Origin of the sequence: Mangrovibacillus cuniculi, from assembly GCF_015482585.1 — a bacterium.
GTDB lineage: Bacteria > Bacillota > Bacilli > Bacillales > R1DC41 > Mangrovibacillus > Mangrovibacillus cuniculi.
The window spans coordinates 2,539,812-2,563,679 of the sequence record NZ_CP049742.1 but is presented as its reverse complement, the minus strand read 5'-3'; the positions used below and the strand labels follow the sequence as shown (position 1 = coordinate 2,563,679).

At 38.7% G+C, this 23,868-nt stretch carries 18 protein-coding genes; 13 read left to right on the top strand and 5 right to left on the bottom strand.

What is annotated here, in order from left to right; all coding sequences use genetic code 11:
• Nucleotides 1-7 precede the first annotated feature (7 nt).
• Nucleotides 8-1,669, bottom strand: coding sequence for a glycoside hydrolase family 13 protein (locus G8O30_RS12930; RefSeq protein WP_239672471.1), 1,662 nt, complete (start codon nt 1,667-1,669; stop codon nt 8-10).
• A gap of 214 nt (nt 1,670-1,883) precedes the next feature.
• On the opposite strand from G8O30_RS12930, the gene G8O30_RS12925 reads away from it, so the two are divergent.
• A complete protein-coding gene (locus G8O30_RS12925) occupies nt 1,884-2,747 on the top strand; it encodes a branched-chain amino acid transaminase (protein WP_239672470.1) in 864 nt (287 codons plus the stop codon).
• Here the strand turns inward: G8O30_RS12925 and G8O30_RS12920 are convergent, their stop codons facing one another.
• Nucleotides 2,748-4,163: an MFS transporter gene (locus G8O30_RS12920; protein ID WP_239672469.1), complete on the bottom strand. Its 1,416-nt coding sequence runs from the start codon at nt 4,161-4,163 to the stop codon at nt 2,748-2,750. It lies immediately after the preceding gene.
• Between the two features lie 311 nt (nt 4,164-4,474).
• On the opposite strand from G8O30_RS12920, the gene G8O30_RS12915 reads away from it, so the two are divergent.
• Together G8O30_RS12915 and G8O30_RS12910 are read left to right on the top strand one after the other, a co-directional pair.
• Nucleotides 4,475-5,665, top strand: coding sequence for a glycine C-acetyltransferase (locus G8O30_RS12915; RefSeq protein WP_239672468.1), 1,191 nt, complete (start codon nt 4,475-4,477; stop codon nt 5,663-5,665).
• 41 nt (nt 5,666-5,706) lie between these two features.
• Nucleotides 5,707-6,657: an L-threonine 3-dehydrogenase gene (locus G8O30_RS12910; protein WP_239672467.1), complete on the top strand. Its 951-nt coding sequence runs from the start codon at nt 5,707-5,709 to the stop codon at nt 6,655-6,657.
• Nucleotides 6,658-6,721: 64 nt separating this feature from the next.
• Here G8O30_RS12910 and G8O30_RS12905 read toward each other — a convergent pair whose 3' ends face one another.
• Nucleotides 6,722-8,164, bottom strand: a complete 1,443-nt coding sequence (locus G8O30_RS12905) for a potassium/proton antiporter (protein WP_239672466.1) — start codon at nt 8,162-8,164, stop codon at nt 6,722-6,724.
• Between the two features lie 461 nt (nt 8,165-8,625).
• On the opposite strand from G8O30_RS12905, the gene G8O30_RS12900 reads away from it, so the two are divergent.
• From G8O30_RS12900 to qoxD, 5 genes are all read left to right on the top strand, one after another.
• Entirely contained in the window at nt 8,626-11,025 is a 2,400-nt protein-coding gene (locus tag G8O30_RS12900) for a putative bifunctional diguanylate cyclase/phosphodiesterase (protein ID WP_239672465.1), read from the top strand.
• A gap of 361 nt (nt 11,026-11,386) precedes the next feature.
• Nucleotides 11,387-12,301 carry a cytochrome aa3 quinol oxidase subunit II gene (qoxA, locus tag G8O30_RS12895; protein ID WP_239672464.1) on the top strand — a complete coding sequence of 305 codons (915 nt, stop codon included), beginning with the start codon at nt 11,387-11,389 and terminating at the stop codon, nt 12,299-12,301.
• Nucleotides 12,302-12,319: 18 nt separating this feature from the next.
• Entirely contained in the window at nt 12,320-14,266 is a 1,947-nt protein-coding gene (qoxB, locus tag G8O30_RS12890; protein ID WP_239672463.1) for a cytochrome aa3 quinol oxidase subunit I, read from the top strand.
• Nucleotides 14,267-14,281: 15 nt separating this feature from the next.
• The gene (gene qoxC, locus G8O30_RS12885; RefSeq protein WP_239672462.1) at nt 14,282-14,905 is read left to right on the top strand and encodes a cytochrome aa3 quinol oxidase subunit III; all 624 of its coding nucleotides are present in this window, start codon (nt 14,282-14,284) and stop codon (nt 14,903-14,905) included.
• A complete protein-coding gene (qoxD, locus tag G8O30_RS12880; RefSeq protein ID WP_239672461.1) occupies nt 14,898-15,293 on the top strand; it encodes a cytochrome aa3 quinol oxidase subunit IV in 396 nt (131 codons plus the stop codon). Before qoxC ends, qoxD begins: the two co-directional genes overlap by 8 nt.
• Before the next feature lie 582 nt (nt 15,294-15,875).
• Here qoxD and G8O30_RS12875 read toward each other — a convergent pair.
• Nucleotides 15,876-16,148 carry a spore morphogenesis/germination protein YwcE gene (locus G8O30_RS12875; RefSeq protein WP_239672460.1) on the bottom strand — a complete coding sequence of 91 codons (273 nt, stop codon included), beginning with the start codon at nt 16,146-16,148 and terminating at the stop codon, nt 15,876-15,878.
• A gap of 217 nt (nt 16,149-16,365) precedes the next feature.
• Here G8O30_RS12875 and G8O30_RS12870 point away from each other — a divergent pair, with 217 nt between their 5' ends.
• On the top strand, nt 16,366-17,586 hold the full coding sequence (locus G8O30_RS12870; RefSeq protein WP_239672459.1) for an ATP-binding protein: 1,221 nt from the start codon (nt 16,366-16,368) through the stop codon (nt 17,584-17,586).
• A gap of 46 nt (nt 17,587-17,632) precedes the next feature.
• Here the strand turns inward: G8O30_RS12870 and G8O30_RS12865 are convergent, their stop codons facing one another.
• Nucleotides 17,633-18,982 carry a YjiH family protein gene (locus G8O30_RS12865; protein WP_239672458.1) on the bottom strand — a complete coding sequence of 450 codons (1,350 nt, stop codon included), beginning with the start codon at nt 18,980-18,982 and terminating at the stop codon, nt 17,633-17,635.
• A 313-nt stretch (nt 18,983-19,295) separates the two neighbouring features.
• Here G8O30_RS12865 and G8O30_RS12860 point away from each other — a divergent pair, with 313 nt between their 5' ends.
• The 4 genes from G8O30_RS12860 (at nt 19,296) to G8O30_RS12845 (ending at nt 23,863) form a co-directional block, all read left to right on the top strand.
• A complete protein-coding gene (locus tag G8O30_RS12860) occupies nt 19,296-20,156 on the top strand; it encodes a Cof-type HAD-IIB family hydrolase (RefSeq protein ID WP_239672457.1) in 861 nt (286 codons plus the stop codon).
• A gap of 50 nt (nt 20,157-20,206) precedes the next feature.
• Nucleotides 20,207-21,031 carry a PRD domain-containing protein gene (locus G8O30_RS12855; RefSeq protein ID WP_239672456.1) on the top strand — a complete coding sequence of 275 codons (825 nt, stop codon included), beginning with the start codon at nt 20,207-20,209 and terminating at the stop codon, nt 21,029-21,031.
• A 342-nt stretch (nt 21,032-21,373) separates the two neighbouring features.
• Entirely contained in the window at nt 21,374-22,741 is a 1,368-nt protein-coding gene (locus G8O30_RS12850; protein WP_239672455.1) for a sucrose-specific PTS transporter subunit IIBC, read from the top strand.
• A gap of 165 nt (nt 22,742-22,906) precedes the next feature.
• A complete protein-coding gene (locus G8O30_RS12845; protein ID WP_239672454.1) occupies nt 22,907-23,863 on the top strand; it encodes an aminoimidazole riboside kinase in 957 nt (318 codons plus the stop codon).
• Nucleotides 23,864-23,868 lie beyond the last annotated feature (5 nt).

The window sequence follows — 23,868 nt, the reverse complement described above, 5'->3', positions numbered from 1 at the left end:
TTTTATCTTATACGAAGTAAACACGAGCTTCAAAAGGTTGAAGCTTAAGAGTTGTTGCATATTCATGCTTAGACACTTCATAGTTATTTAATAGAAGATTATCAGAAGATAAGGCAAAACCTTCTTCTTCAAATGTAGCTTGCTCACCAGTTAAATTGGCAATTACTACAATTTTTTGGTCGCCTAGTGTACGAGTGTAAGCATAGATTTGCTCGTCTTTTTCTAAGATTAGATCATAATCACCATACGTGAAAATATCGTTCTCTTTCTTGATGCGGATCATCTTTTTATAGAAATTCAAGATAGAATTTTCGTCTTTTTCTTGTACTTCTACGTTGATGTCCACAAAGTTTGGATTTAGTTTCATCCAAGGAGTACCTGTTGTGAAACCTGCGTTAGCTTCCGCTGACCACTGCATTGGTGTACGACTGTTGTCTCGAGAAGAAGCCCAGATGATATCCATGATTTCTTCGTGGCTTAATCCGTCTTCTAGTTTCGCACGGTATAAGTTTTTCACTGCTACATCATCATAATCTTCAAGAGATTCAAATTGTACGTTTGTCATACCAATTTCTTGTCCTTGATAAATGAACGGAGTACCTTGCATTAAGAAGTACATTGCAGCCATACTCGTTGCACTTTCTCTCCAGTACTGACCGTCATTACCCCAAGTAGAAACAACACGTGGCTTATCGTGGTTCTCAATAAATAATGCATTCCAGCCAGCATTTTCTAAGCCTTTTTGCCATCTTGTTAAGACAGTCTTCAAACCAACGATGTCAAGTTGGCGGTCGCTTTCTACATCCCATAGTCCAAGGTGCTCAAATTGGAAGATCATATCCATCTTACCATTTTCTGCTCCTACCCAAAGGTCCGCTTCGTCTATAGAAACGCCATTTGCTTCTCCAACAGTCATAACATCATAGTTAGCGTATGTCTTTTCTTTAAACTCACCCAAGAACTCATGAATGCCTTCTTGGTTCATATGCATGTCAAAGGAAGACACATATTTCTTCTTATCAGGGTTCGGCATGTCAGGGAAACCAGGACGCTTTTTGATATGAGAAATAGCATCAATACGGAATCCGTCAATTCCCTTATCTAACCACCAGTTTACTGTATCGTATAGCGCTTCACGCACTTCACCATTTTCCCAGTTTAAGTCTGGTTGTTTCGTAGAGAAAACATGTAGATAGTACTGATCCGTTTTTTCATCATATTGCCAAGCAGAGCCATTGAAGATACTCTCCCAGTTGTTTGGCTCTTTACCGTCTTTTGCATCTTTCCAAATATACCAGTCACGTTTCGGATTATCTTTTGATTCACGAGACTCAATGAACCAAGGATGCTCATCAGATGTATGGTTTAACACTAGATCAATGATTAGCTTCATGTCGCGCTTATGAACTTCTGTTAATAAATCATCAAAGTCCTGCATGTTACCGAAGTCTTCCATAATATCTTGATAGTCAGAAATATCATATCCGTTGTCGTCATTAGGAGACTTATACATCGGACAGATCCAAATGACATCTACACCTAATTCCTTTACGTAATCTAAACGATTAATAATACCGCGTAAATCTCCAATTCCGTCCCCATTGGAATCTTGGAAACTACGAGGGTAAATTTGATAACCTACTGCTTCTTTCCACCAAACTTTCTCCATGGATAGTCACTCCTTACATACTTATTTTATGAGTTTGTGCAATCGTTTGCACAATTATATATTTAATGAATTACACTAAAATCATTTAATGCAATCGGTTGCATATACATTGTAAGATAAAACGCTTTCAATATCAATCTTTTCTTCCATATATTTTTCGATAAAGAATTTTTCTCTCTCTACATATAAATATAGGTAAAAGGAGAGTGGAGATATGTGGATGTATGTAGATGGCAAGTGGGTAAAAGATGACCAACCGGTTGTCTTTGCACAAAGTAAGGGGGTGCAATATGGTCTAGGTATCTTTGAAGGTATTCGTGCTTATTGGTTAGAAGATCGTGAACAATTGTCTATCTTTCGACTTGAAGACCATATAACTAGATGGGTAGAAGGGGCAAAGATTCTTAACATGGAGTTTCGAGAGAGCATGGATGAACTTGTGAGCATCATACAAGAATTATTATGGAAGAATAACGTTCGACAAAATATATATATACGGCCTGTCGCTTTAAAATCAGTACAGACTATTCGCCCACTTATTAGTGAAGTTGGACAACAAATCATTATCTACCTAACTGATCCTGTTTATACAATAAAGGAAGGTTTAGATGTTCAGATATCCACCTGGACAAGACCATCACCACAGTCATTTCCATTACATATAAAACTAACATCTCACTATCTAACTCTTGGGTTAGCAGCAACAGAAGCAGTTCAAAATGGGTATGACGATGCACTACTTTTAAATGATCAAGGCATGATTAGTGAAGGCTCAGGTGCTAATGTGTTTTTTGTGAAAGGAAACGAGCTATATACTCCTCCTATATCAGACGGAATTCTTGCTGGAATTACACGAGCAACTGTTATGGATCTTGCGCTGGCAAGAGGTTTAATCGTAAAGGAAAAAAGTGTCCCAAGGAGTTACGTATATCAATTTGATGAAGCTTTCTACACCGGTACAGCGATTGAGATAAAGCCGATTTTTTCGATAGATCAAAGAAAGCTTGGAACCGGTCATATTGGACCAGTTACCAAGCTGCTAAAGGAAGATTATTTACGTTTGGTGTACCGAAAATAACTAGTTGGTCTCTTTCACCCGTACACCCACCTTAAACAAGATGATGGAAAGGATAGCTAAAATACTTAACCCTAAATATAAATTACTGTATAAGGCATTTACTGGGGAAGCTGCTGTTAATGGATTGAACTGAATGCTGTTCTCTTGTAAATCCAGTAAACGACCAAAGATTGCAGCCGCGAATGCTCCAGCCATAAAGTTAAAGAGGTTAAATAAGCCCATTCCTACCCCAACATCTTTAGAGGATAGCTGGTTGGTCAGAAGGTCGGCCGTTGAACTTTGTATTAAAGGAAAACCTAGATAGGCAACGATTAAACATGGGATTAGCCAATATGCCGTCTGTCCAACGAAGCTAGAAATTAGGAAAGTCCCTGCCGTCACTAAGGATAAAGCTACAGTCACCACAAAAGGTGAACCCTTTGTTTCTATTAGACGTCCTCCAACTTGACCCATAAACCCAGATAGAATTGCACCAGGGAATAGAATAAACCCAATTTCTAAAGTAGATAAGGTGTTTAAATCGCGTAGCATAATCGGCAAAACAAAGATTAATCCGAAAAGACATGTTGTCCCTAAGAAGCTCGTGCCGATTAACGAGACATATGAACGGTCTTTTAATAAAAATGGATCGATAAATGGATTAGATACTTTGACAATTCTCCAGATAAATAAGGTAGTAAACGTCACAGAAATAACTAGGAACCACCAGTTAAATGTGGTGATAAACCCTAACAAATTAGCGATAAGGACAGAAACTAAGAAAGCTCCAATCCAATCAATTTTTCCTTCTCGTTTCTCTTCTTTTGGAATCCATTTTAAAACAAGTGGGATTGCAAGAGCGGATAACATAGATAAGATAAAAAGGAATCTCCAGTTTAATAAGCCTCCAATTACTCCACCAATAATAGGACCCACTCCAGAGGCAAAAGCTACGGTAGAAGAGATGACTGCAAAAACTTTTCCTCTATTTTGCTGGACAAATCGAGCAGGCACTAAAAAAGCCATAGCTGGAATAGCTGCACCACCTGTTGCTTGAATGAGACGAGCTGCAAGTAGTGTAGGATAGTTTGGGGCTAGGAACCCTAAGAAAGCTCCTATAGCAAACAAACTAATACCAATAGAATAAATTCTCCTAATAGGATAAATATCTGCTAACTTTCCATACAGTAGAGAGCCTATAGCGAAAACTAAAATATAACTGGTTAAAACCCAACTAACCTCAGAGGGATCTAGTTTAAACGTAGCAGCAATATCAGGAATAGCAACATTAAACATGGTTCCATTCACAACAGCGAAAGCTAAGACGGAACTAATAAGTATGACAACTCGCTTTTGTTCTGCCAACGAGAGCACAGGATGTTCGTAGGGATGGTCTTCCATCATAATCAATCCTTTCGTTGTTTTTAGTTTATACAAAGAAATAAATTTCTACGAAAAGTAAAGCTTAAGCATTTTTGGGAAATCTATTGATGAACAACAGTAGGATTGTACAGGAATGTAACTTGGGTTGCACGGATGTTGCTCATGTTTCATGGGATTATGAGAAAAGTAGTACATACAGCTCACTGTGGTACTATGCATGCTCATATTGTGAATTACTGTACACACGGGGTGGAATACATGACAAATAGAAGTATTTTATGTATGATAAATGCATAGTATTCGTAAATATCTTCTGTCTTTTTGAGGAGGACAGTTGTATACATGTTGAGAAAGGGTGGTAGTTCATGGGAAGTCATTTACTAGATCAATTTTTACAAGAAAATGTGCAAGCGTTAAAAGATCAAGGGATATATAATGAAATTGACCCAATCGAAAGTCCAAATGGTCCAAAAATCCGAATCGGAGGAAGAGAGTTAATCAACCTTTCTTCTAACAATTACCTAGGTCTTGCAACGCATGATCGACTTCGAAAAGTTGCTAAAGAGGCGATAGATGAGTGGGGAGTAGGAGCCGGAGCGGTACGTACAATTAATGGTACGTTATCTTTACACGTGGAATTGGAAGAAGCTATTGCAAAATTTAAAGGTACAGAAGCCGCAATTGCCTATCAGTCAGGTTTTAACTGTAATATGGCTGCCATTTCTGCTGTGATGGATAAAAATGATGCCATTCTATCTGATGAGTTAAACCATGCATCCATCATTGATGGTTGTCGTCTATCAAAAGCGAAAGTAATCCGTTTCAATCACTCAGATATGGAAGATCTTCGTCAAAAAGCAAAAGAAGCAAAAGAATCTGGTCAATATAATAAAATTATGGTTATTACAGATGGCGTTTTCTCTATGGATGGAGATATCGCAAAGTTACCTGAAATCGTGAAAATTGCAAAAGAATTTGACATTATGACATATGTAGATGATGCACATGGTTCTGGGGTTACTGGAAAAGGTGCTGGAACGGTAAAACACTTTGGGCTTCAAGATGAAGTAGACTTCCAAATTGGTACCCTTTCTAAAGCGATTGGAGTAGTTGGTGGTTATGTAGCTGGAACACAAAACCTAATTGACTGGTTAAAAGTTCGTTCTCGTCCATTCTTATTCTCTACTTCTCTTACTCCTGCAGATGTCCGAGCAGCAAGAGAAGCGATTCATATGTTAATGGAAAGCACAGAATTACATGATAAACTTTGGGAGAATGGTGACTACCTAAAAGCTGGATTGAAAAAGCTAGGGTTCAACATTGGAGATAGTGAAACGCCAATTACACCATGTATTATTGGTGATGAAGCGAAGACACAATTGTTTAGTAAGCGTCTGAATGAGGAAGGCGTTTATGCAAAATCCATCGTCTTCCCAACTGTTCCAAAAGGTACTGGACGCGTAAGAAACATGCCAACAGCGGCACACACAAAAGAAATGCTAGATGAAGCATTAGCTATATATGAAAAGGTCGGTAAAGAGTTAGAGATAATATAAGATTTTACTTGGAACTGGTTTGGATAGGAGGAATTTTACACATGAAAAAGGTAATAGTAACAGGAGCGCTCGGCCAAATCGGTTCCGAGCTTGTCACAGCAATGAGAAAGCAGTACGGTGCGGACAATGTTCTGGCAACAGATATACGTCACATTGACCATCCAGTTACACAAGAAGGACCATTTGAAGTGTTGGACGTTATGGACGGCGAGCGTATGGCAGCTCTAGCTAAAGGTCATGGTGCTGATACCATGATCCATTTAGCTGCGCTACTTTCTGCAACGGCAGAAGCGAATCCACTACTAGCATGGAACTTAAATATGGGTGGATTAATGAATGCACTAGAAGTTTCAAAAGAGCAAAATATGCAATTCTTTACGCCAAGTTCTATAGGAGCGTTTGGTCCGTCCACGCCTAAAGATGGCACACCGCAAGATACGATCCAACGTCCAACTACGATGTATGGGGTAAACAAAGTATCTGGAGAATTGCTAGGAGACTACTACTTTCATAAGTTTGGGTTAGATACTCGTGGCCTTCGTTTCCCGGGATTAATCTCCTATGAAGTGTTACCAGGTGGCGGAACAACGGATTATGCAGTAGATATCTATTACAAAGCGATAGAAGAGGGTGCCTATACTTCCTTTATTAATAAAGGCACGTACATGGATATGATGTATATGCCAGATGCGATTCAAGCAATTATTGATTTAATGGAAGCAGACCCTACTAAACTAGTGCACCGTAATTCTTTCAACGTAACGGCAATGAGTATGGAGCCAGAAATGGTTGCGGCGGAGATTAGGAAGCACATTCCTACGTTTGAGCTTTCTTATCATGTGGACCCAATTCGTCAAGGAATTGCAGAGAGTTGGCCAAACTCCATCGACGCATCTGCTGCTAAGCAAGAGTGGGGCTTCAACCCAACTTATAGTTTAGAAACGATGACTGTTGATATGTTGGAGAAATTAAAAGTGAAATTAGGTAAATAAAAAACAGATGCTCGGAAAGTTCTCAGTGGAACTTTTTAGGGCATCTGTTTTTTTGCTAATCACTTTACTCCTCGTTTCCTTGAAGTAGTATTTTTGTTCGTTCTCTTAACTTCTTTGGGACAAGTACATATAAAATGTCGTCTTCTTCAATAACGGTATTGCCGCGAGGTGTAACAACACAGTCTCCTCGGATGATTGCCGTAATTAGTGTTTCTTCTGGCAAGATAATCGACTGTAAGTTCTTTGATATAACAGGTGAATCTTTTTTCACCTGTATCTCCATCATATCTGTATTTGTTTTCCCCATAGAAACAAGCTCCATGGAATGGGGAGGGACTACTTTATCGGCTCCTGCCAGTCCCAGTTTGTCAGCTAACTTGGAAATGGTTGCTCCTTGAATTAAAGCAGACGTTAGCACAACGAAAAATACTACGTTAAAGATTAAAGCACTATTTTCTACACCTGCAAGAAGAGGGTAAGTTGCGAGTACGATTGGGACAGCCCCTTTAAGACCGGACCAGGCAATAAACGTTTTTTCCTTTAGAGAAAACTTACTACGTATCATACTGATGAACACGCCTACTGGTCTTGCAACCAGCATTAAGATGATAGAAAGTAAGATACCTTGCCAAGCAATATAAATTAGCTCGTCGACGAAAACAAGTAGTCCTAGAATGATAAACATGACAATCTGCATCATCCAAGCAAAACCTTCGTTAAAGCGGAATATAGAATGTCTATAAGCAATGTCGCGATTACCGATAAATACAGCCATTAAGTATACCGCGAGTAAGCCACTTCCCCCAAGTAATGCAGTTACGCCATAGGTAAATACGGCGCAACCTAATGCGAAAATTGGATATAAGCCGGATGAATCTAAGTTGATTTTATTTAAAGCCCAAACAGCTCCAACACCAGTTAGTAAGCCAAATAATGTACCTAGCCCCATTTGTAAGACAAAGTCCCACAAAAGAGCCCAAGCAGAAAGTTCCGGGAATTGTATGAGCTCAATTAAAGATATAGTCAGGAAAACGGCCATGGGATCGTTCGTTCCTGATTCTGCCTCTAAAGTAGATGCTAGACGGGGGCGGATATTTTTACTTCCAATCGCAGCGAATACAGCAGCAGCATCTGTAGAACCAACAATGGCCCCAATTAGTAAACCTTCTAGCCAGGATAGATCTAATATAAACTTGGCAGCTATTCCAACGATGCTAGCCGTTAATAGTACGCCAATTGTAGCTAAAGATAACGAAGGTGCTATAACAGGTTTTACTTCACGCCATTTTGTCTGTAGCCCACCTTCGAAGAGAATAACAATCAGTGCAAAAATACCTACAACTTGAGAGATTTGTGCATTATCAAAGTAATAAAATTGCGAGAGGAACATACCTACTGCTAAGAAGAGAATTAGAGAGGGAACGCCAATTTTATTTGAGAATTTCGTGGTTAGAACTCCGATTAGTAAGATTAGTCCTGCTAAGAAAATCATGGAATCACCGAGCATAGCGTGTCTCCTTTCTTGTGAATATAAAATTTTAGTGTAGTTCTGCTTTGCAACATAGGGAAGTGGTACTTTCCTATGTTGCAAAGCAGAACTCAGAAAAAGTGAGCAGAACTCAGAAAAAGTGAGCAGAACTCAGAAAAAGTGAGCAGAACTCAGAAAAAGTGAGCAGAACTCAGAAAAAGTGAGCAGAACTCAGAAAAAGTGAGCAGAACTCAGAAAAAGTGAGCAGAACTCAGAAAAAGTGAGCAGAACTCAGAAAAAGTGAGCAGAACTCAGAAAAAGTGAGCAGAACTCAGAAAAAGTGAGCAGAACTCAGAAAAAGTGTAGCATACTTACGTAAAAAAGTTCTTCATGAAGTATTTTGTCGGACCTCATAAGGATTAGATAGTATAAATCTTCTTCTATGGTAAAATATATGTAGTTTTACCACGTTTATTAGTCCTAGTATAGGGGGTGTTCTCTTGTTTACATTAGATGATGCCATATTTTTAACACTCAGTTTTATCATTTCCTGTTGTTCTTGTTATTTTGCTATTTCAGGTACTGCATACGCTACTAAGCGAGGAATGACTCCCGAAGAAATGAAACCGTTCCAGTGGGCTTTTGGTTCCACATTTTTATTCTTATTAAGTCATCTTTGTACAGCGTTTTCCTATTCTCCAGAGCAACTGGTGAAATACGGATGGATATATGCTGGGTCCTTTTTTGTCTTTGCGACAATTGGCACTTATTTAGTCATAAAATATATGACTCGAAAACTTTTTACTCCTAAGCATTATGCCATAGGCTCTGTTCTATTCTTTTTTTCTACCGTATTAGCTAATTACGGAAGTTATTTAGTATTAACGAGAGACATATTAGTTTTTCAGCCAGTATTTATTCTTATTACTCTACTCATTATGTTAGGTGTAGCATTTCCATTTTATCGATTACTTTCTCAATTGTCTTATAGAGTGTTTCCTTCTCTAACAGTTAAAAGAAAAGTAATGTGGAGTGTATTAATGGGCTTAGCATTTGCAGGGATACCTTTTATTACGTATGCTTCTTTAACAGATATACATCTTTATTACCCTTCCATATCCGTATTGCACGCAGATGTTATCCCTTATGCAGTGGTTCTTGGGTCGATGATTATCTTATGGTTAATTCCCGATTTAAATGGGGAAGATTTAAAACTATCACAAGAAAGAATGATTTTAGAAAGCGAAGCAAATTATCAGTCGTTATTTGACCTAAATCCATTAGCTGCTTTTACCATTAAATCAGATGGAACAATAACCAATAGTAATCAGAGAGTATATGATTATTTTGGTTACCGAAAAGAAGATTTTATCGGTAAAACGTTTGTACCGTTTATTCATCCAGATGAGCTAAAAAGTGTATTTGAACATTTTAAAAATTCTTTAAATGGAATCCCTGCCACATTTGAAGTAAGATTGCTACACAGAAATGGTTCTTATCTGTACACAAATGTGTTAATAGCTCCGATGAAAGAGGAAGAAACAATTTCTGGTGTATTTGCTCTCGTTCAAAACAAAACAAAAGAAAAAGAAGCGGAAGCACAAATTGAACAATTAGCCTATCATGATCACCTAACGGGTTTACCGAATAGATTGTTAGCGGAAAAGCAAATCTCCGAATATCTATCAAAAAAACCAAAGCCTGCAGCGCTATTAGTAATGGATTTAGATCGATTTAAAGTAATCAATGATACGTTAGGACATGCTTATGGTGATTTACTTCTGCAAGGAGTCGCCAACCGCTTTAAAGAATGGGTAAAAGATAAGGGGATTATTGCTAGGATGAGTGGGGATGAATTTATCATTTTCCTACCTGATGTGAAGTCTATTCAAGAAGTAAAGATGTTTATCCACCATCTTTTGCAGCAGCTTCATAAGCCTCTTTCTATAAAAGGACATGATATTGTCGTGTCTACTAGTATTGGAGTTACGATGTTTCCTGATGATGGAACAGATATCAATACGTTACTTCGAAGAGCGGACATATCGATGTATGTTGCCAAAAAAGAAGAGCAGAACAGTTTTATATTTTATTCTGCCCGAAATCAAAAATCATCTACAAACTTAATCGAACTAGAAGAAGACTTGAGAAAAGCGTTAACAAAGGATGAATTTTTGTTACATTATCAACCGAAGCAATGTTGTCATACGGGTAAGATAATAGGTGTAGAAGCGTTGCTTAGGTGGGAGCATGGGAAAAAAGGTCTCATTTCACCAGCGGAATTTATTCCTTTAGCAGAAGAAACAGGATTAATCATTCCGATTGGGGAACAGGTTATTGATCAAGCGTTAAAACAATTAAAAGAGTGGCAGCAAACGCTTAGCAGTTCAATCTGCATGGCAATCAATGTATCGGCAAGACAAGTCCATCATGAAAACTTTTTAACGATGCTAACAGGAAAACTGATGAAATATGATGTAGACCCAAAGTGTATTGAAATAGAACTTACGGAAAACACGGTAATGAAGAATTCTAGTCAGTCGTCAAAGGTTTTTGAAAGACTAAAAGATATTGGTATGAAGATTGCGATTGATGACTTTGGTGTAGAGTATAGCTCTTTGAATTATTTGAAGAACTTCACATTTGATACGCTAAAAATTGATAGAAGCTTTATTGCGGATATTACAACAATAGATCACCAGGCAAAGATTGTAGAAGCTATCATCGCCATGGGAAGAGCATTGGATTTAGTAGTTGTAGCAGAAGGGGTAGAGACGAAAGAGCAAGTTGATTGGTTAAAGAGCAGAGATTGCGACGTCTTACAAGGATATTATATTGGTAAACCAATGGAAGTATCTCAGGTAGAAGAACTGTTAAAACAACCAATATCCAATAAATAGAAGTTACAAAGAAGCCGGGTAGATTTTTCACCTGGTTTTTTTCTATATGCAAGTCAACAGGGATTAGAACATCAAAAGAACCACTCTTTTATATATTGTGAAAATTTAAACAAACTCATTTCCCGTTGAAGAATTCCACTATTGGGTATACAATCCATATTTGTGGCTGGATTGTGACGAAACTTTAACAAAAATGTGAGAGTTTGATGAGAAACAGGTGAATCTTTGTGAATATGCGAACAGAGAGAGTTGTAATTTGGTATAGTAATAGCACGATCATGTATGATCAATTTAGGCTTATTTCGATTCATGCATAGTTGCCATAAAAGGAAAAGTAGTTGAAGGGAAGGTGACTGCGCCTATGCGTAAGTGGTGGAAACTCTTTAGCTTGAGCTTAATGATGCTACCTCTATTGGTATTATCGGGATGCTCACAGCTACTGGTACTTGATCCTAAGGGACCGATGGCTGAAATTCAAGCAAACCTAATTTGGCTTTCCATAGGATTCATGTTATTTATCGTTCTTGTAGTCTTTATCTTGTTTACTTATATGCTAGTAAAATACCGTGATCGCGATGGAGATGAAGATTATGATCCAGAACAACACGGTAGTACAAAACTAGAGATTATTTGGACAGTAGTTCCTATTTTAATCGTTATTGCTCTATCTGTTCCTACAGTGCGCGCGATATATGCGCTAGAGGAAATACCGGAGAACGGCAGTGACAAAGATCCACTAGTAGTTCATGTAACATCTGTAGACTGGAAGTGGATGTTTAGTTATCCAGAAGAGGATATTGAAACAGTTAACCACTTAGTAATTCCAGCTGATCGACCGGTAATGTTCCGTCTGACATCAGCTGACTCCATGCAATCATTTTGGATTCCAGCTCTAGGAGGACAAAAGTATTCCATGGCTGGTATGGAGACAAAGTTAATGCTAATGGCGAACGAACCAGGCGAGTTCTGGGGACGTAACTCTAACTTCAATGGGGAAGAGTTTACAGGGCAAGAGTTCACGGTAACCGCAATGGAAGAAAGTGAATTCGACGCTTGGGCAGAAGAAACAAAAGAAACTGCTCCTGAATTAACGCAAGAATTTTATGATGAAAATTTAATGGTTCAAGGACAAGTAGAAGAGATGATATTTAGTGGTACTCATTTAGATTGGGTTAACCACGCACAAAATGCATCTTACGCAGTAGAAGTTCGTGAGCGACTTGGAAAAGAGCCAGTAAACTATCATTTACGTGAAAAAGTGAAAGAGGAAGAATAGAAGGGAGGCGCCTTACCAATGGATGTGAAATGGTATGACTATATCATTACAGGTGACCCGCTAATCTTAGGTGCTCAAGTGTCAATCGTCATGACGTCGATTGCTATCGTAGCGGTCCTTACTTATTTTAAAAAATGGGGTTGGCTTTGGAGAGAATGGCTAACTACTGTTGACCATAAGAAAATTGGTATTATGTATATTATCGCCGCAGTATTAATGTTCTTCCGCGGTGGTGTCGATGCGCTTTTAATGCGTGCGCAGCTAACGGTGCCGAACAATGATTTCTTAAGTTCGCAGCACTATAATGAAATATTTACAACACATGGTACAGTCATGATTATCTTCATGGCAATGCCGTTCTTAATTGGTTTAATGAACGTGGTTGTTCCACTTCAAATTGGAGCGCGTGACGTTGCGTATCCATACTTAAATGCAATTAGTTTCTGGACATTCTTTATGGGAGCGATGTTGTTTAACATCTCTTTCGTGTACGGAGGATCTCCAGCTGCAGGATGGACTTCTTACATGCCACTTGCAGGTAACGAATTGAGCCCTGGTCCTGGTCAAAACTACTATCTATTAGGTCTACAGGTATCTGGTATCGGTACGTTATTAACAGGTATTAACTTCTTAGTAACAATCTTGAAAATGCGTGCACCAGGTATGACATTAATGAGAATGCCAATCTTTACTTGGTCAACGCTTATTACATCAATTATTATCATCTTTGCTTTCCCAATCTTAACGGTTGCTCTTGCAATGATGACAACAGACCGTCTGTTTGGTACTCACTTCTTCACACTTGCTGGAGATGGTATGCCAATGCTTTGGGCGAACCTTTTCTGGATTTGGGGACACCCTGAAGTATATATTGTTATTCTTCCTGCGTTCGGTATGTTCTCTGAAATTATCGCAACGTTTGCGAAGAAAACACTTTTTGGATACAAAGCGATGGTTTATTCCATGGTTGGTATCGCAGCACTTTCCTTCGTTGTATGGGTTCACCACTTCTTTACAATGGGAGCGGGTGAAGAGGTTAACTCCTTCTTCTCTATTACAACAATGGCGATTGCAATCCCTACAGGGGTTAAAATCTTTAACTGGCTATTTACGCTATATAAAGGGAAAATCAGCTTCACGACACCAATGCTTTGGTCTCTAGCGTTTATTCCTAACTTTGTTATCGGTGGAGTAACAGGGGTAATGCTTGCGATGGCAGCAGCCGACTATCAGTATCATAATACGTACTTCTTAGTGGCCCATTTCCACTATGTTTTAATTTCTGGTACGGTATTCGCTTGTTTCGCAGGTCTATACTTCTGGTACCCAAAAATGTTTGGTCACAAATTAAACGATCGAATTGGAAAATGGAGCTTCTGGTTCTTCGTTATCGGATTTAATATTTGTTTCTTCCCGCAATACTTCTTAGGTCTAGATGGAATGCCTCGTCGTGTTCATACGTATGCAGCAGAAACTGGCTGGATGGATCTAAACGTTGTATCAAGTATTGGGGCAGTAGGAATGGCAATTGGTTTCGTTATTCTTGTGTATAACATCTACTACAGCTTCCGTTTTGAAGCTCGTGAAACGTCTGGAGACTCATGGAACGGCCAAGGTCGTACGTTAGAGTGGTACACACAAACACCAATTCCTCACTACAACTTTGCAGTAGTACCAAAAGTAGAATCTTTAGATCAATTCCACTACATGAAGAAAAACGGTTGGAAACCAGGTCAACCTCAAAAGATTGTGCCTATTCATATGCCAAGCTATTCTGGTATTCCGTTTATCCAATCAGTGTTCTTCTTTGTAGCAGGATTCGGTTTAGTCTTTGAGTGGTATGGAATGGCGATTGCCGGACTAGTTGGAGTTCTTATAACTCTTGCAACGCGTTCATTTGACTATGATGACGGATTCTATGTACCTGTAGAAGAAATTCAAGAAGATCTGAAAAAGTCTGTGTAAAGGAGGACGAAACATATGGCATCTGCAAATGATGCGGCATACAAACATATGCCGCTTGAATATCAAACGGAAACAGGCCGCCTAAACATCTTAGGATTCTGGATTTTCCTTGGTGCCGAGGTGGCGCTATTCTCGACACTGTTTGCTGCATACTTCGTCCTTCTACAACGGACGAATGGCGATGTAACAATGGCTGACGTGTTTGCAGTGGATTCTCTACTGATTCAAACATTCATTCTATTAACATCCAGTTTTACATGTGGTTTAGCAATTCATGAAATGCGCGGTGGTAGATTAAAAGGTACTATTACTTGGTTAGTAGTAACGATTCTACTGGGCGTTGGATTCTTATACTTTGAGATTGAAGAATTCTTACACTTCATTCACGAAGGTGCAAATATTGGTACAAGTGCTTATTGGTCATCCTTCTTCTTACTAGCTGGAACTCACGGTGCCCACGTATTTATGGGTATCCTATGGATTATCTTAATCCTAATTCAGTTAAGTAAACGTGGATTAACACCAGTAACTGCACGTAAAGTATTTATCTCTAGTTTATACTGGCACTTCCTTGATGTTGTGTGGATCTTCTTATTCACAGGAGTTTATCTAGGAGGGTTGGTGTTGCAAAATGGCTAAAACAAAAGAAGCTCATGCACACGATTACGATTCCTTTCCATGGAAACACTTGATTGGATTTGTATTATCACTAGTTTTAACAATCGCAGCTGTGTTCGTAGTCCTGAAAATGGACTTCTCTAACGGAGCTACAATGTGGATTATCACCATCTTTGCTCTCGTTCAAGCAGTTCTTCAGCTAGTAATGTTTATGCACATGACAGAGTCTGAAGATGGAATCTGGCAAACTGGTACCATATTATACGCAGCTTTCATTGCAGCAGTAGTAGTAGTTGGATCTGTATGGGTTATGTACTTCGGTATTCACCGAGATCATGAACATAACTCCAACATACCAGCTGGGCAAATGGAGCATAACTCATCCACTGAGGAACATGGTGGAGAGTAACAAATGAGGACTTCCTACGGGGAGTCCTTTTTGTTATGGTGTGGAGATTATTTGTGGAAGAATTGTGGATAGATGTTTGGGTTGGTGCAAAAGCGGTTGTGCACCTTAGATGAATCTCTATTTGTACGGCGTAAGCGCTTATGCCGTTGGTTAGCTTAGAGAAAAGAGGCGGCGTAAGCGGTTAAGCCGCTGTGAAAGAGAGGGAAAAAGGCGGCAAAGCGTCAAAGCCGCCATGAGAGTGGGGAAAGGAAGGCGGCAAAGCGTCAAAGTCGCCATGTGAGCGAGGATAGTAAGGCGACAAACCGCTAAAGTCGCCATGCGATCGAGGGGAAGGAGGCGACAAAGTGGTTAAGTCGCCATGAGAGCAAGGAGCAGTAGCCGACAAACTGCAAAATCGCCAAGAGAAAAACAAATCAACACAAAAAAGTTAACAAAATCAAAAAAACTGTGTACAACAAGTAGGTTTAAATTTATCTCCTTAATAAGTTGTTGAAAAGGTATGGAACAATTCAGTTATCAACACTTTGTCCACAAATATAGACGAAACAAAAAAGCAGCCCTCCACAGGCTGCTTTTTGTATTTTATCGTTGAGTAGAACGTTTCATTTTCTTTAAGAACGGGCTTGCGTATAAGACATAAGCCGCAACGTGTGCAAAAATAAAGTTTATTAAAATCATGGACCAAACACCGATATGACCCATCAGCGTTATTTGTTCACTTGCTAGATAGTAACCAAATCCTACCCATAAACCGATAATAAACGGGATATGGATGATTGCCATTTTACGATGCTCCTTCCACATGAAAAGTGGTGTTGCTGTTGCGATACATAAATATAGTACAAATACATCCATAATTTTTCCCTCCTGTTAATGATAGCGGTTTCAAATTTGTCTAAAAAACATATAAAATGTGAACGTTTTGTTACAACTATAATAACATACTTTATGAAAAAGAAAAGAGCTTGTGCTTAATTTTTTCCAATACTAGAAACTTTCTTCTTTTAATAGGAAAAAGAGTGTAAATTTAGTAAAATAAAAGTACTACCTAAGAAAAGGCGGGTTATGTTAGATGAAGACATGGCTCTATCGTTCAACTATATACATACCTTTTATTATTGGAATTATTTTATTAGAAGAATTGTGGGCCCAAATAGCTTTACTAATCGGTTTGATTTTTTTTAGTGTAAAGACGATAAGGGAGACTACTTCTGTTAAAACTGGGGTAACCATAACGGAAACGCTTTACTCTCATATGCTAGAGTCGATGCCTGATTTTGTCTGTTATAAGGATGGAGACGGAAGATGGTTATACGTAAATGAATTTGGTAAACGTTTATACTGTATGCAAGAAATCAATTACATTGGGAAAACAGATACAGAACTAGGTGAACTTATTCCGTTTTTTAAAGAGTCGTTTGAATACTGTAGAGACTCTGATCAAAAATCCTGGGAAGTGGGTGAAAACACTCGAGGAGACGAAGCTTTCTATATTCCATCAGGAGAATTTAAAACGTTTGATGTGATAAAGATTCCTTTGTTTCACCCAGATGGGAGCAGGAAAGCTTTAGTGACAATTGGTCGCGATATATCTCAATTAAAAGAGACAGAAGCTATTGTTCTTCAAAGAGAAAAGCTAGGGGTCATAGGTGAATTAGCTGCTGGAATCGCACATGAAGTAAAAAATCCGATTACCACTCTTCAAGGTTTCGTCCAATTAATTAGTGAAAGTGGAACGGTGGATAAATATTATACACAGGTAATGAAGGTAGAACTAGATCGAATACATATTATGTCCAGTGAATGGTTGAGTTTAGCAAAACCACAAGCAAAAACCAAAACACCGTGTAACATAATAGAAGCTCTCGATTATGTAACATCTCTACTACAGCCAGAGGCGACAAAAGAAAGTGTAGTTCTAGATTGGGAACCAACTTGGCCACAAGTGGAAGTGATGGGAGATCGACAGCAACTGATCCAGATTTTTATCAATATTATAAAGAATGCTATTGAAGCAATGCCTGCTGGTGGTTATGTTTTTATAAGTTGCCAAGTTGTAGATAGCTCTATTATTCTATCAATTAAAGACACAGGGATTGGAATCTCCAAAGAACGATTAAAGCACATTGGACAACCATTCTTTACGCTAAAAGAGAAAGGTCTTGGATTAGGCCTTACGCTGACTACAAAAATGGTTCAGGAACATAAGGGTACATTAGAAATTACCAGTGAAGAGTCTGTGGGAACTGTAGTGAAGGTAACGTTACCGATTTATGAGGAAAACGTTGCATAATATAAAGAGGGTGCAGAGTAAATTTATAAACTCTGCACCCTTTTTATTAGAAAATTAAATGAGCCATACCCACGATAATTGGCAACGTAATTAATGTGCGAAGTAAGAAAATTAATACTAAGTCTTTAAAATTCACAGGAATTTTTGACCCTAGTAATAGCCCACCAACCTCTGACATGTAAATTAACTGCGTAACGGACAATGCTGCAACGATAAACCTAGTTAGCTCTGACTGTACTTCCGAAATTAAGATTGCCGGTAGGAACATATCTGCAAAACCGATCACAACGGTCTCAGCAGCCTTATTAGCTTCTGGAACTTGCAGAAGTTCTAATAGAGGAACGAATGGCATTCCTAAGTAAGTGAAAACAGGCGTTGTTTCCGCAATAACGACGGCAATGGTACCAAAGGCCATTACGACTGGTGCAACACCCATCCACATGTCTAGAATATTTTTTCCGCCGTCTTTCAAGAACTCACGTACACTCGTGTTTTTCTCTGCACGTTCAACAGCTAATTCGATTCCATGTGCAAAACGACCTTTGCCTTCTGGAATATCTTCTTCCTTTCCATCTGAATCTACTTCTGTTACATACGTGTTTGCTTTTGTAGATAAAGGAGGAATGCGCGGCATTATTATGGCTGCAACAACTCCAGCTAAAACGATGGTTCCATAGAAGGAAAAGAAGTAACTAGATAGTTCAACTTTTTCTAAGATAACGATAGTGAATGTAATAGATACAACAGAGAAAGTTGTCCCAATGACAGCAGCTTCTCTTTTTGTATAAAATCCTTCTTGGTATTGTTTACTAGTTAATAAAACGCCAATAGTGCCGTCTCCTAACCAAGAAGCTAAGGCATCAATGGATGAACGACCCGGTAGTTTAAAGATGGGTCTCATAAATTTAGATAAAAGTGTACCGAATAATTCTAATAACCCGAAATTTAATAGAAGCGGTAAAAATAGGCCGGCAAATAAAAAGACTGTGAATAGAATAGGTAGCAATTCATAAAGGAGTAATCCGCCCGTGTACTCCCCTGTAATTTCTTTAGGTCCAATTTGCCAAAGTGTCATCGCAGCAAATATTGCTCCAATGATACGAGTAATGACCCAAACAAGGTTTACGGCAAATAGCCCTTTAAAGAATGGGTATTGTTCAAAAGCATTAGGGTCTGCTTTTACTTTAATCGTAAAAACGATGGTTAAGATAGCTGTAATAATGATTAACCAAGTCATGATAGTAGGTACAGAGTTACCCAGTAATGCCCCTAATTCATTGGACAGAATAGCTACTGGTATGGTAAATCCTCCGTCATAAGGTAGAGGAATCATAAATAGGATGATTCCTATCAGGGAAGGGATAATAAATAGGCTTAATCCTTTTGTAGATTTCATAATCGTTCCTCCTTTAATGAATGTATATATATAACACATTATTGTATAAAAATAAAAACTCGTCTTATTTTAATACAATAATGTGAATAAATCTACTGGTTTCACTAATCTCTATATAGACGAAACATTCCGAAAACTATTGTATCACAAGTATCATTACCTTGTAAGCGCTTTACACTTTTGTTTGAAAGGAAAGACAGGAAGTATCGTGAAAATAATATCCTTGAATAGAATTACGCAGAGCCAAAACTGTTAGTGTAAGAGATCATCGTGGTACAATACAGATACTACTATCATAAAGGGGCGATTTGACATGGTAATGTGTATAGCAACAGATATGGACGGAACTTTATTGAATCAACATCAAGAGATTACAGAACAAAATCGCTTGGCTTTATTGAATGCTATCGAAAAAGGTGTTCACGTAGTGGTTGCGACAGGCCGTTCCTACGTGGAAGCGAAGAATGTTTTACAAGAAGCTGGTTTGAGAGTACCTCTTATTTGTGTAAATGGAGCAGAAATTAGAGAGCCAGACGGCACAATCATAGAGATGAACGGTATGGGTGTGGAAGAATCTATGCGTGCTGCGTCCATTCTTCGTGAGGAAGATATTTATTTTGAAGTGTATACAAGTCATGGTACCTACACAGAAAATGAGCAACGTGGCGTAGATGTTTTGGTGGATATCTTTTTAACAGCCAATCCAGAAGTACCAAAAGAAGAGGTAGAAAAGAAAGCGCTAGAACGATTCAAAGAGAGCGATATAAAAGAAGTAGAAGGCTATGATACTTTATTTAACAATGATGACGTAACGATCTATAAATTCCTGGCTTTCTCCAGAAAAGATCAGTCGTTAGACAATGCGAATATAGCTTTACGTGAGATTCCTAATTTAGCGATAAGTTCATCAGGTAGCGATAATATTGAAGTAAATAGTCTACATGCTCAAAAGGGGATTGCGTTGAAGAAGTACGTAGAAAAACATAATCTCCTTCTAAAAGACACCATGGCGATTGGCGACAACTTTAATGATTTATCGATGATGAAGGCAGTGGGTATACCTGTAGCCATGGGTAATGCAGCTGAACCAATAAAACAGTACTGTGCTTATCAAACGTTATCCAACAGAGAAAGTGGCGTAGGGTATATCGTCAATAAATTTCTGGAGAAATAGGGAGACTGAGAAGTGATTTTACCCATCTGCCAGAGGGTTAGGAGGAGAACATGAGGATTTTTCGTATTCTAAACAATAACGCTGTTGTAGTGGTAGATGGGCCGCAAGAAAAGATTGTGATGGGAAAAGGGATTGCATTTGGAAAGCGAAACAATGATATTATTCCGAGAGATAAAATAGAGAAAATCTTTATCATGCATGCAAACTCGTCAGAAAAATTTCAGCAACTTTTAGCTACGGTGCCGGAAAAGCATATTGATTTGGCAGAAAAAATCATCAGTCAGGCAGAAAGAGAACTTTCTGCTCCACTAAGTGATCACATACATATTGCTCTTACGGATCACCTATCTTTTGCCTTAGAAAGAATGGCCAATGGATTTGTTATACACAATAAGCTATTAAATGAAATTCGTACATTGTATCGAAAAGAATATGAAATAGGTATGTGGGCGAAAGAATTGATTAGAGAAGAAATCGGTGTGGAGATACCTGAAGATGAAGTGGCACATATTGCTCTTCATATCCATACGGCCAAGATGGACGCTCCTTCTATGAACGAATCGTTGAAGCAAGCAACGATTATGAGAGAGTTTGTGGAGCAAATAGAAGAGAAGCTACAAATTCGTATTGAGGAAGAGTCTATCAACTATCAGAGGTTAATTACCCATCTGCGTTTTGCGCTTCATCGCATCGAGCAAGGGGAAGAATTTCATCCGATAGACGAAGATATGTTAGAACTTATCAAAGAAAAGTATCAAGAGGCTTATCAATGTGCGAAAGAAATCATTATTTCTTTACGAGAAGATGAGCAGTACCATTTTCCTGATACAGAAATTGCGTATATAGCATTGCATATTCAGCGTTTAATGAAGTGAACAATCAGTATTCTACAAGTTTCGACAAGAAATAGGTTTCATCTATTGACGAAAGCGTTTACGATTCGTATACTGGAACCATCAACTTCATACCGCAGGATTGTGACTGGTAATGCAGGCAAGACCTAAGATGTATTCGACGACATAGGTAGATCGTCTAGTTTGACCTACCCATATCTCGGTACAGCTTAGGTCTTTTTTGTGTCTTTACAGTAATTATCACATAAATTTTATGCTTTCACAGCTTTAGGGAATGCTAATAAGTAATTATTATGTCATCCGTACACCAGTCTTCATTCTTGTAAATGAAAGCGATACACAAATAAGAAGGGGGAATTTCGCATGAACCATCGCGAGGTTGCAGAAAAGTTAGTTCAAGCGTTAGGCGGAAAAGAAAACGTCATCAGTGCGACACACTGTGCTACTCGTCTACGTCTAGTGATAGATGACGAAAGTAAGATTGACCAAAGTACAATAGAAGAGTTAGATGGAGTGAAAGGAGCGTTTTCTAGCTCTGGACAATACCAAATTATCTTTGGAACAGGTACAGTAAACAAAGTGTATGCTGAATTTGGCCCAATGGTTGGTGCAAATGTGGAAGGCGGAGACGAAAAGCCAGCTAATCATAGTGATGCTGCGAAGAGAAAGATGAATCCATTTGCACGCTTTGCAAGGACACTTTCGAATATTTTCGTACCAATTATCCCGGCAATCGTAGCAGCGGGTATGTTAATGGGTCTTCTAGGTTTGTTTAAGACTTATGAAATTGTAGATGCCACAAGTGGACTATATACCATGTTAGATATGTTCTCTTCTGCAGCATTTATCATCTTACCAATTCTTATTGGTTTTTCTGCTGCTAAAGAGTTTGGAGGAAACCCCTATTTAGGTGCTGTACTTGGTGGAATTATGACTCACCCTGCACTATTAAATCCTTGGGGACTTTCCAACGCATCACCGGAGAGCATTCAAGTATTTGGATTAAATGTTGAAATGTTAGGATACCAAGGTACAGTAATACCTGTACTACTTGTTGTCTATATCATGTCTAAAATTGAAAAAGGATTACGTAAAGTCATCCCTAATGTTGTAGATTTACTAGTTACACCTTTCTTAACGGTTATATTCACTGGATTTATCGCATTAATGGTTGTTGGTCCGGCTGGACGTATTTTAGGTGAGGGAATAACCACGACCTTAAACTTCTTATATGATACAGTTGGTCCTATTGCTGGGTTAATCTTTGGAGGATTATACTCAACAATTGTTTTAACTGGCGTTCATCACAGTTTCCATGCAATAGAAGCAGAGCTTTTAAATGCAGGTGGTAACTACTTACTACCAATTTGGGCTATGGCAAACGTAGCACAGGGTGGAGCAACAGTCGCTGTTTTCTTCCGTACGAAAAACAAGAAAACAAAAGAAATTGCACTTCCAGCTGCCGTATCAGCTTTCTTAGGTATTACAGAACCAGCAATCTTCGGGGTTAACTTGAAATACCGCCGTCCATTTATCGGTGCTGCAATCGGTGGAGCATTAGGTGGAGGATACGTGGTATTAATGGGCGTAAAAGCAAACGGTATTGGTTTAACTGGTATTCCGATGTTTGCAATTGCTAATAACCCATTGCAGTACGGAATTGCATTTATCATCGCTGTTGTAGGTGCGTTTTTAGCTACACTATTACTTGGTTGGAAGGAAGAGAAATAATAGTCCTTCCTCATACAGTAAGTACGATTCCTTATCGGAGGAAGCCTCCGATAAGGATTGTTTGTTTATAGGAGCTGTAACCCCTTTCCTTTAGAAGAGAGGGTGGTTGGTTTGGCTGATACGGTTTGAGGTAAAATATAAATAAAGAATTCGAGGGAGGAATAAGTGGTGAAGAAGAACGGTGTTATTTCTCTAGGAGAAGCATTAATTGACTTTATTCCATTAGATGATACAAACACAACTTATCAAAAAAGTCCTGGTGGTGCCCCTGCAAATGTGGCTGTTGGTGTAGCACGACTTGGAGCGAAATCTAGCTTTTTAGGTAAAGTTGGAGAGGATGTTCTTGGGAAGTTTATGAAAGAGACACTAGCATCTTTTGGTGTGGAAACGTCTCAAATGTCTTTTACAAAAGATGTGCGTACAGGAGCGGTTTTTGTAACTCTTGCTGAAAACGGTGAACGGAGCTTTGATTTTTACATAGAACCATCAGCAGATCGTTTCCTGGAAGCGGGGGATATTAATGAGCAAGAGTTTACTTCGCATAAAATCCTTCACTTCGGTTCTATATCGATGATTAGCGGTCCTTCAGTAGAAGCTACTCAACACGCGGTACAGTTAGCAAAAGAATCGGGCATGGTTATTTCGTATGATCCTAATTTACGTCTGAACTTATGGCCTTCTGAAGAACAAGCGCGCGATACGATTCTTTCGATGATGGGACATGCAGATGTTGTAAAGATCTCTGAAGAAGAATTAGAATTTCTAACGGGTGAAAAAGATATGGATACAGGTGTCAAAAAACTAGAGGGCTATGAGATTCCTTTCCTATTAGTTACCTTAGGGTCTGAAGGAAGTTATGTGTTTACGAAAGATGGCAGCAAGAAAGTACCTGCGATGAAAGTAAAAACAGTTGATACAACTGGAGCTGGAGATGCTTTTGTATCAAGCATTCTTTACGGTGTACATGAATTTGATGGTGATATAACCGAACTAACTTCAGAAGAAGCAGCCGAAATGGCTCGCTTTGCAGCGGTTTCCGGTGCACTTGCAGCATCGACAAAAGGTGCGATGACAGCTTTACCTACATTAGAAGAAGTACAAAATCGACTTCAGCGAAGCTAAGGAGG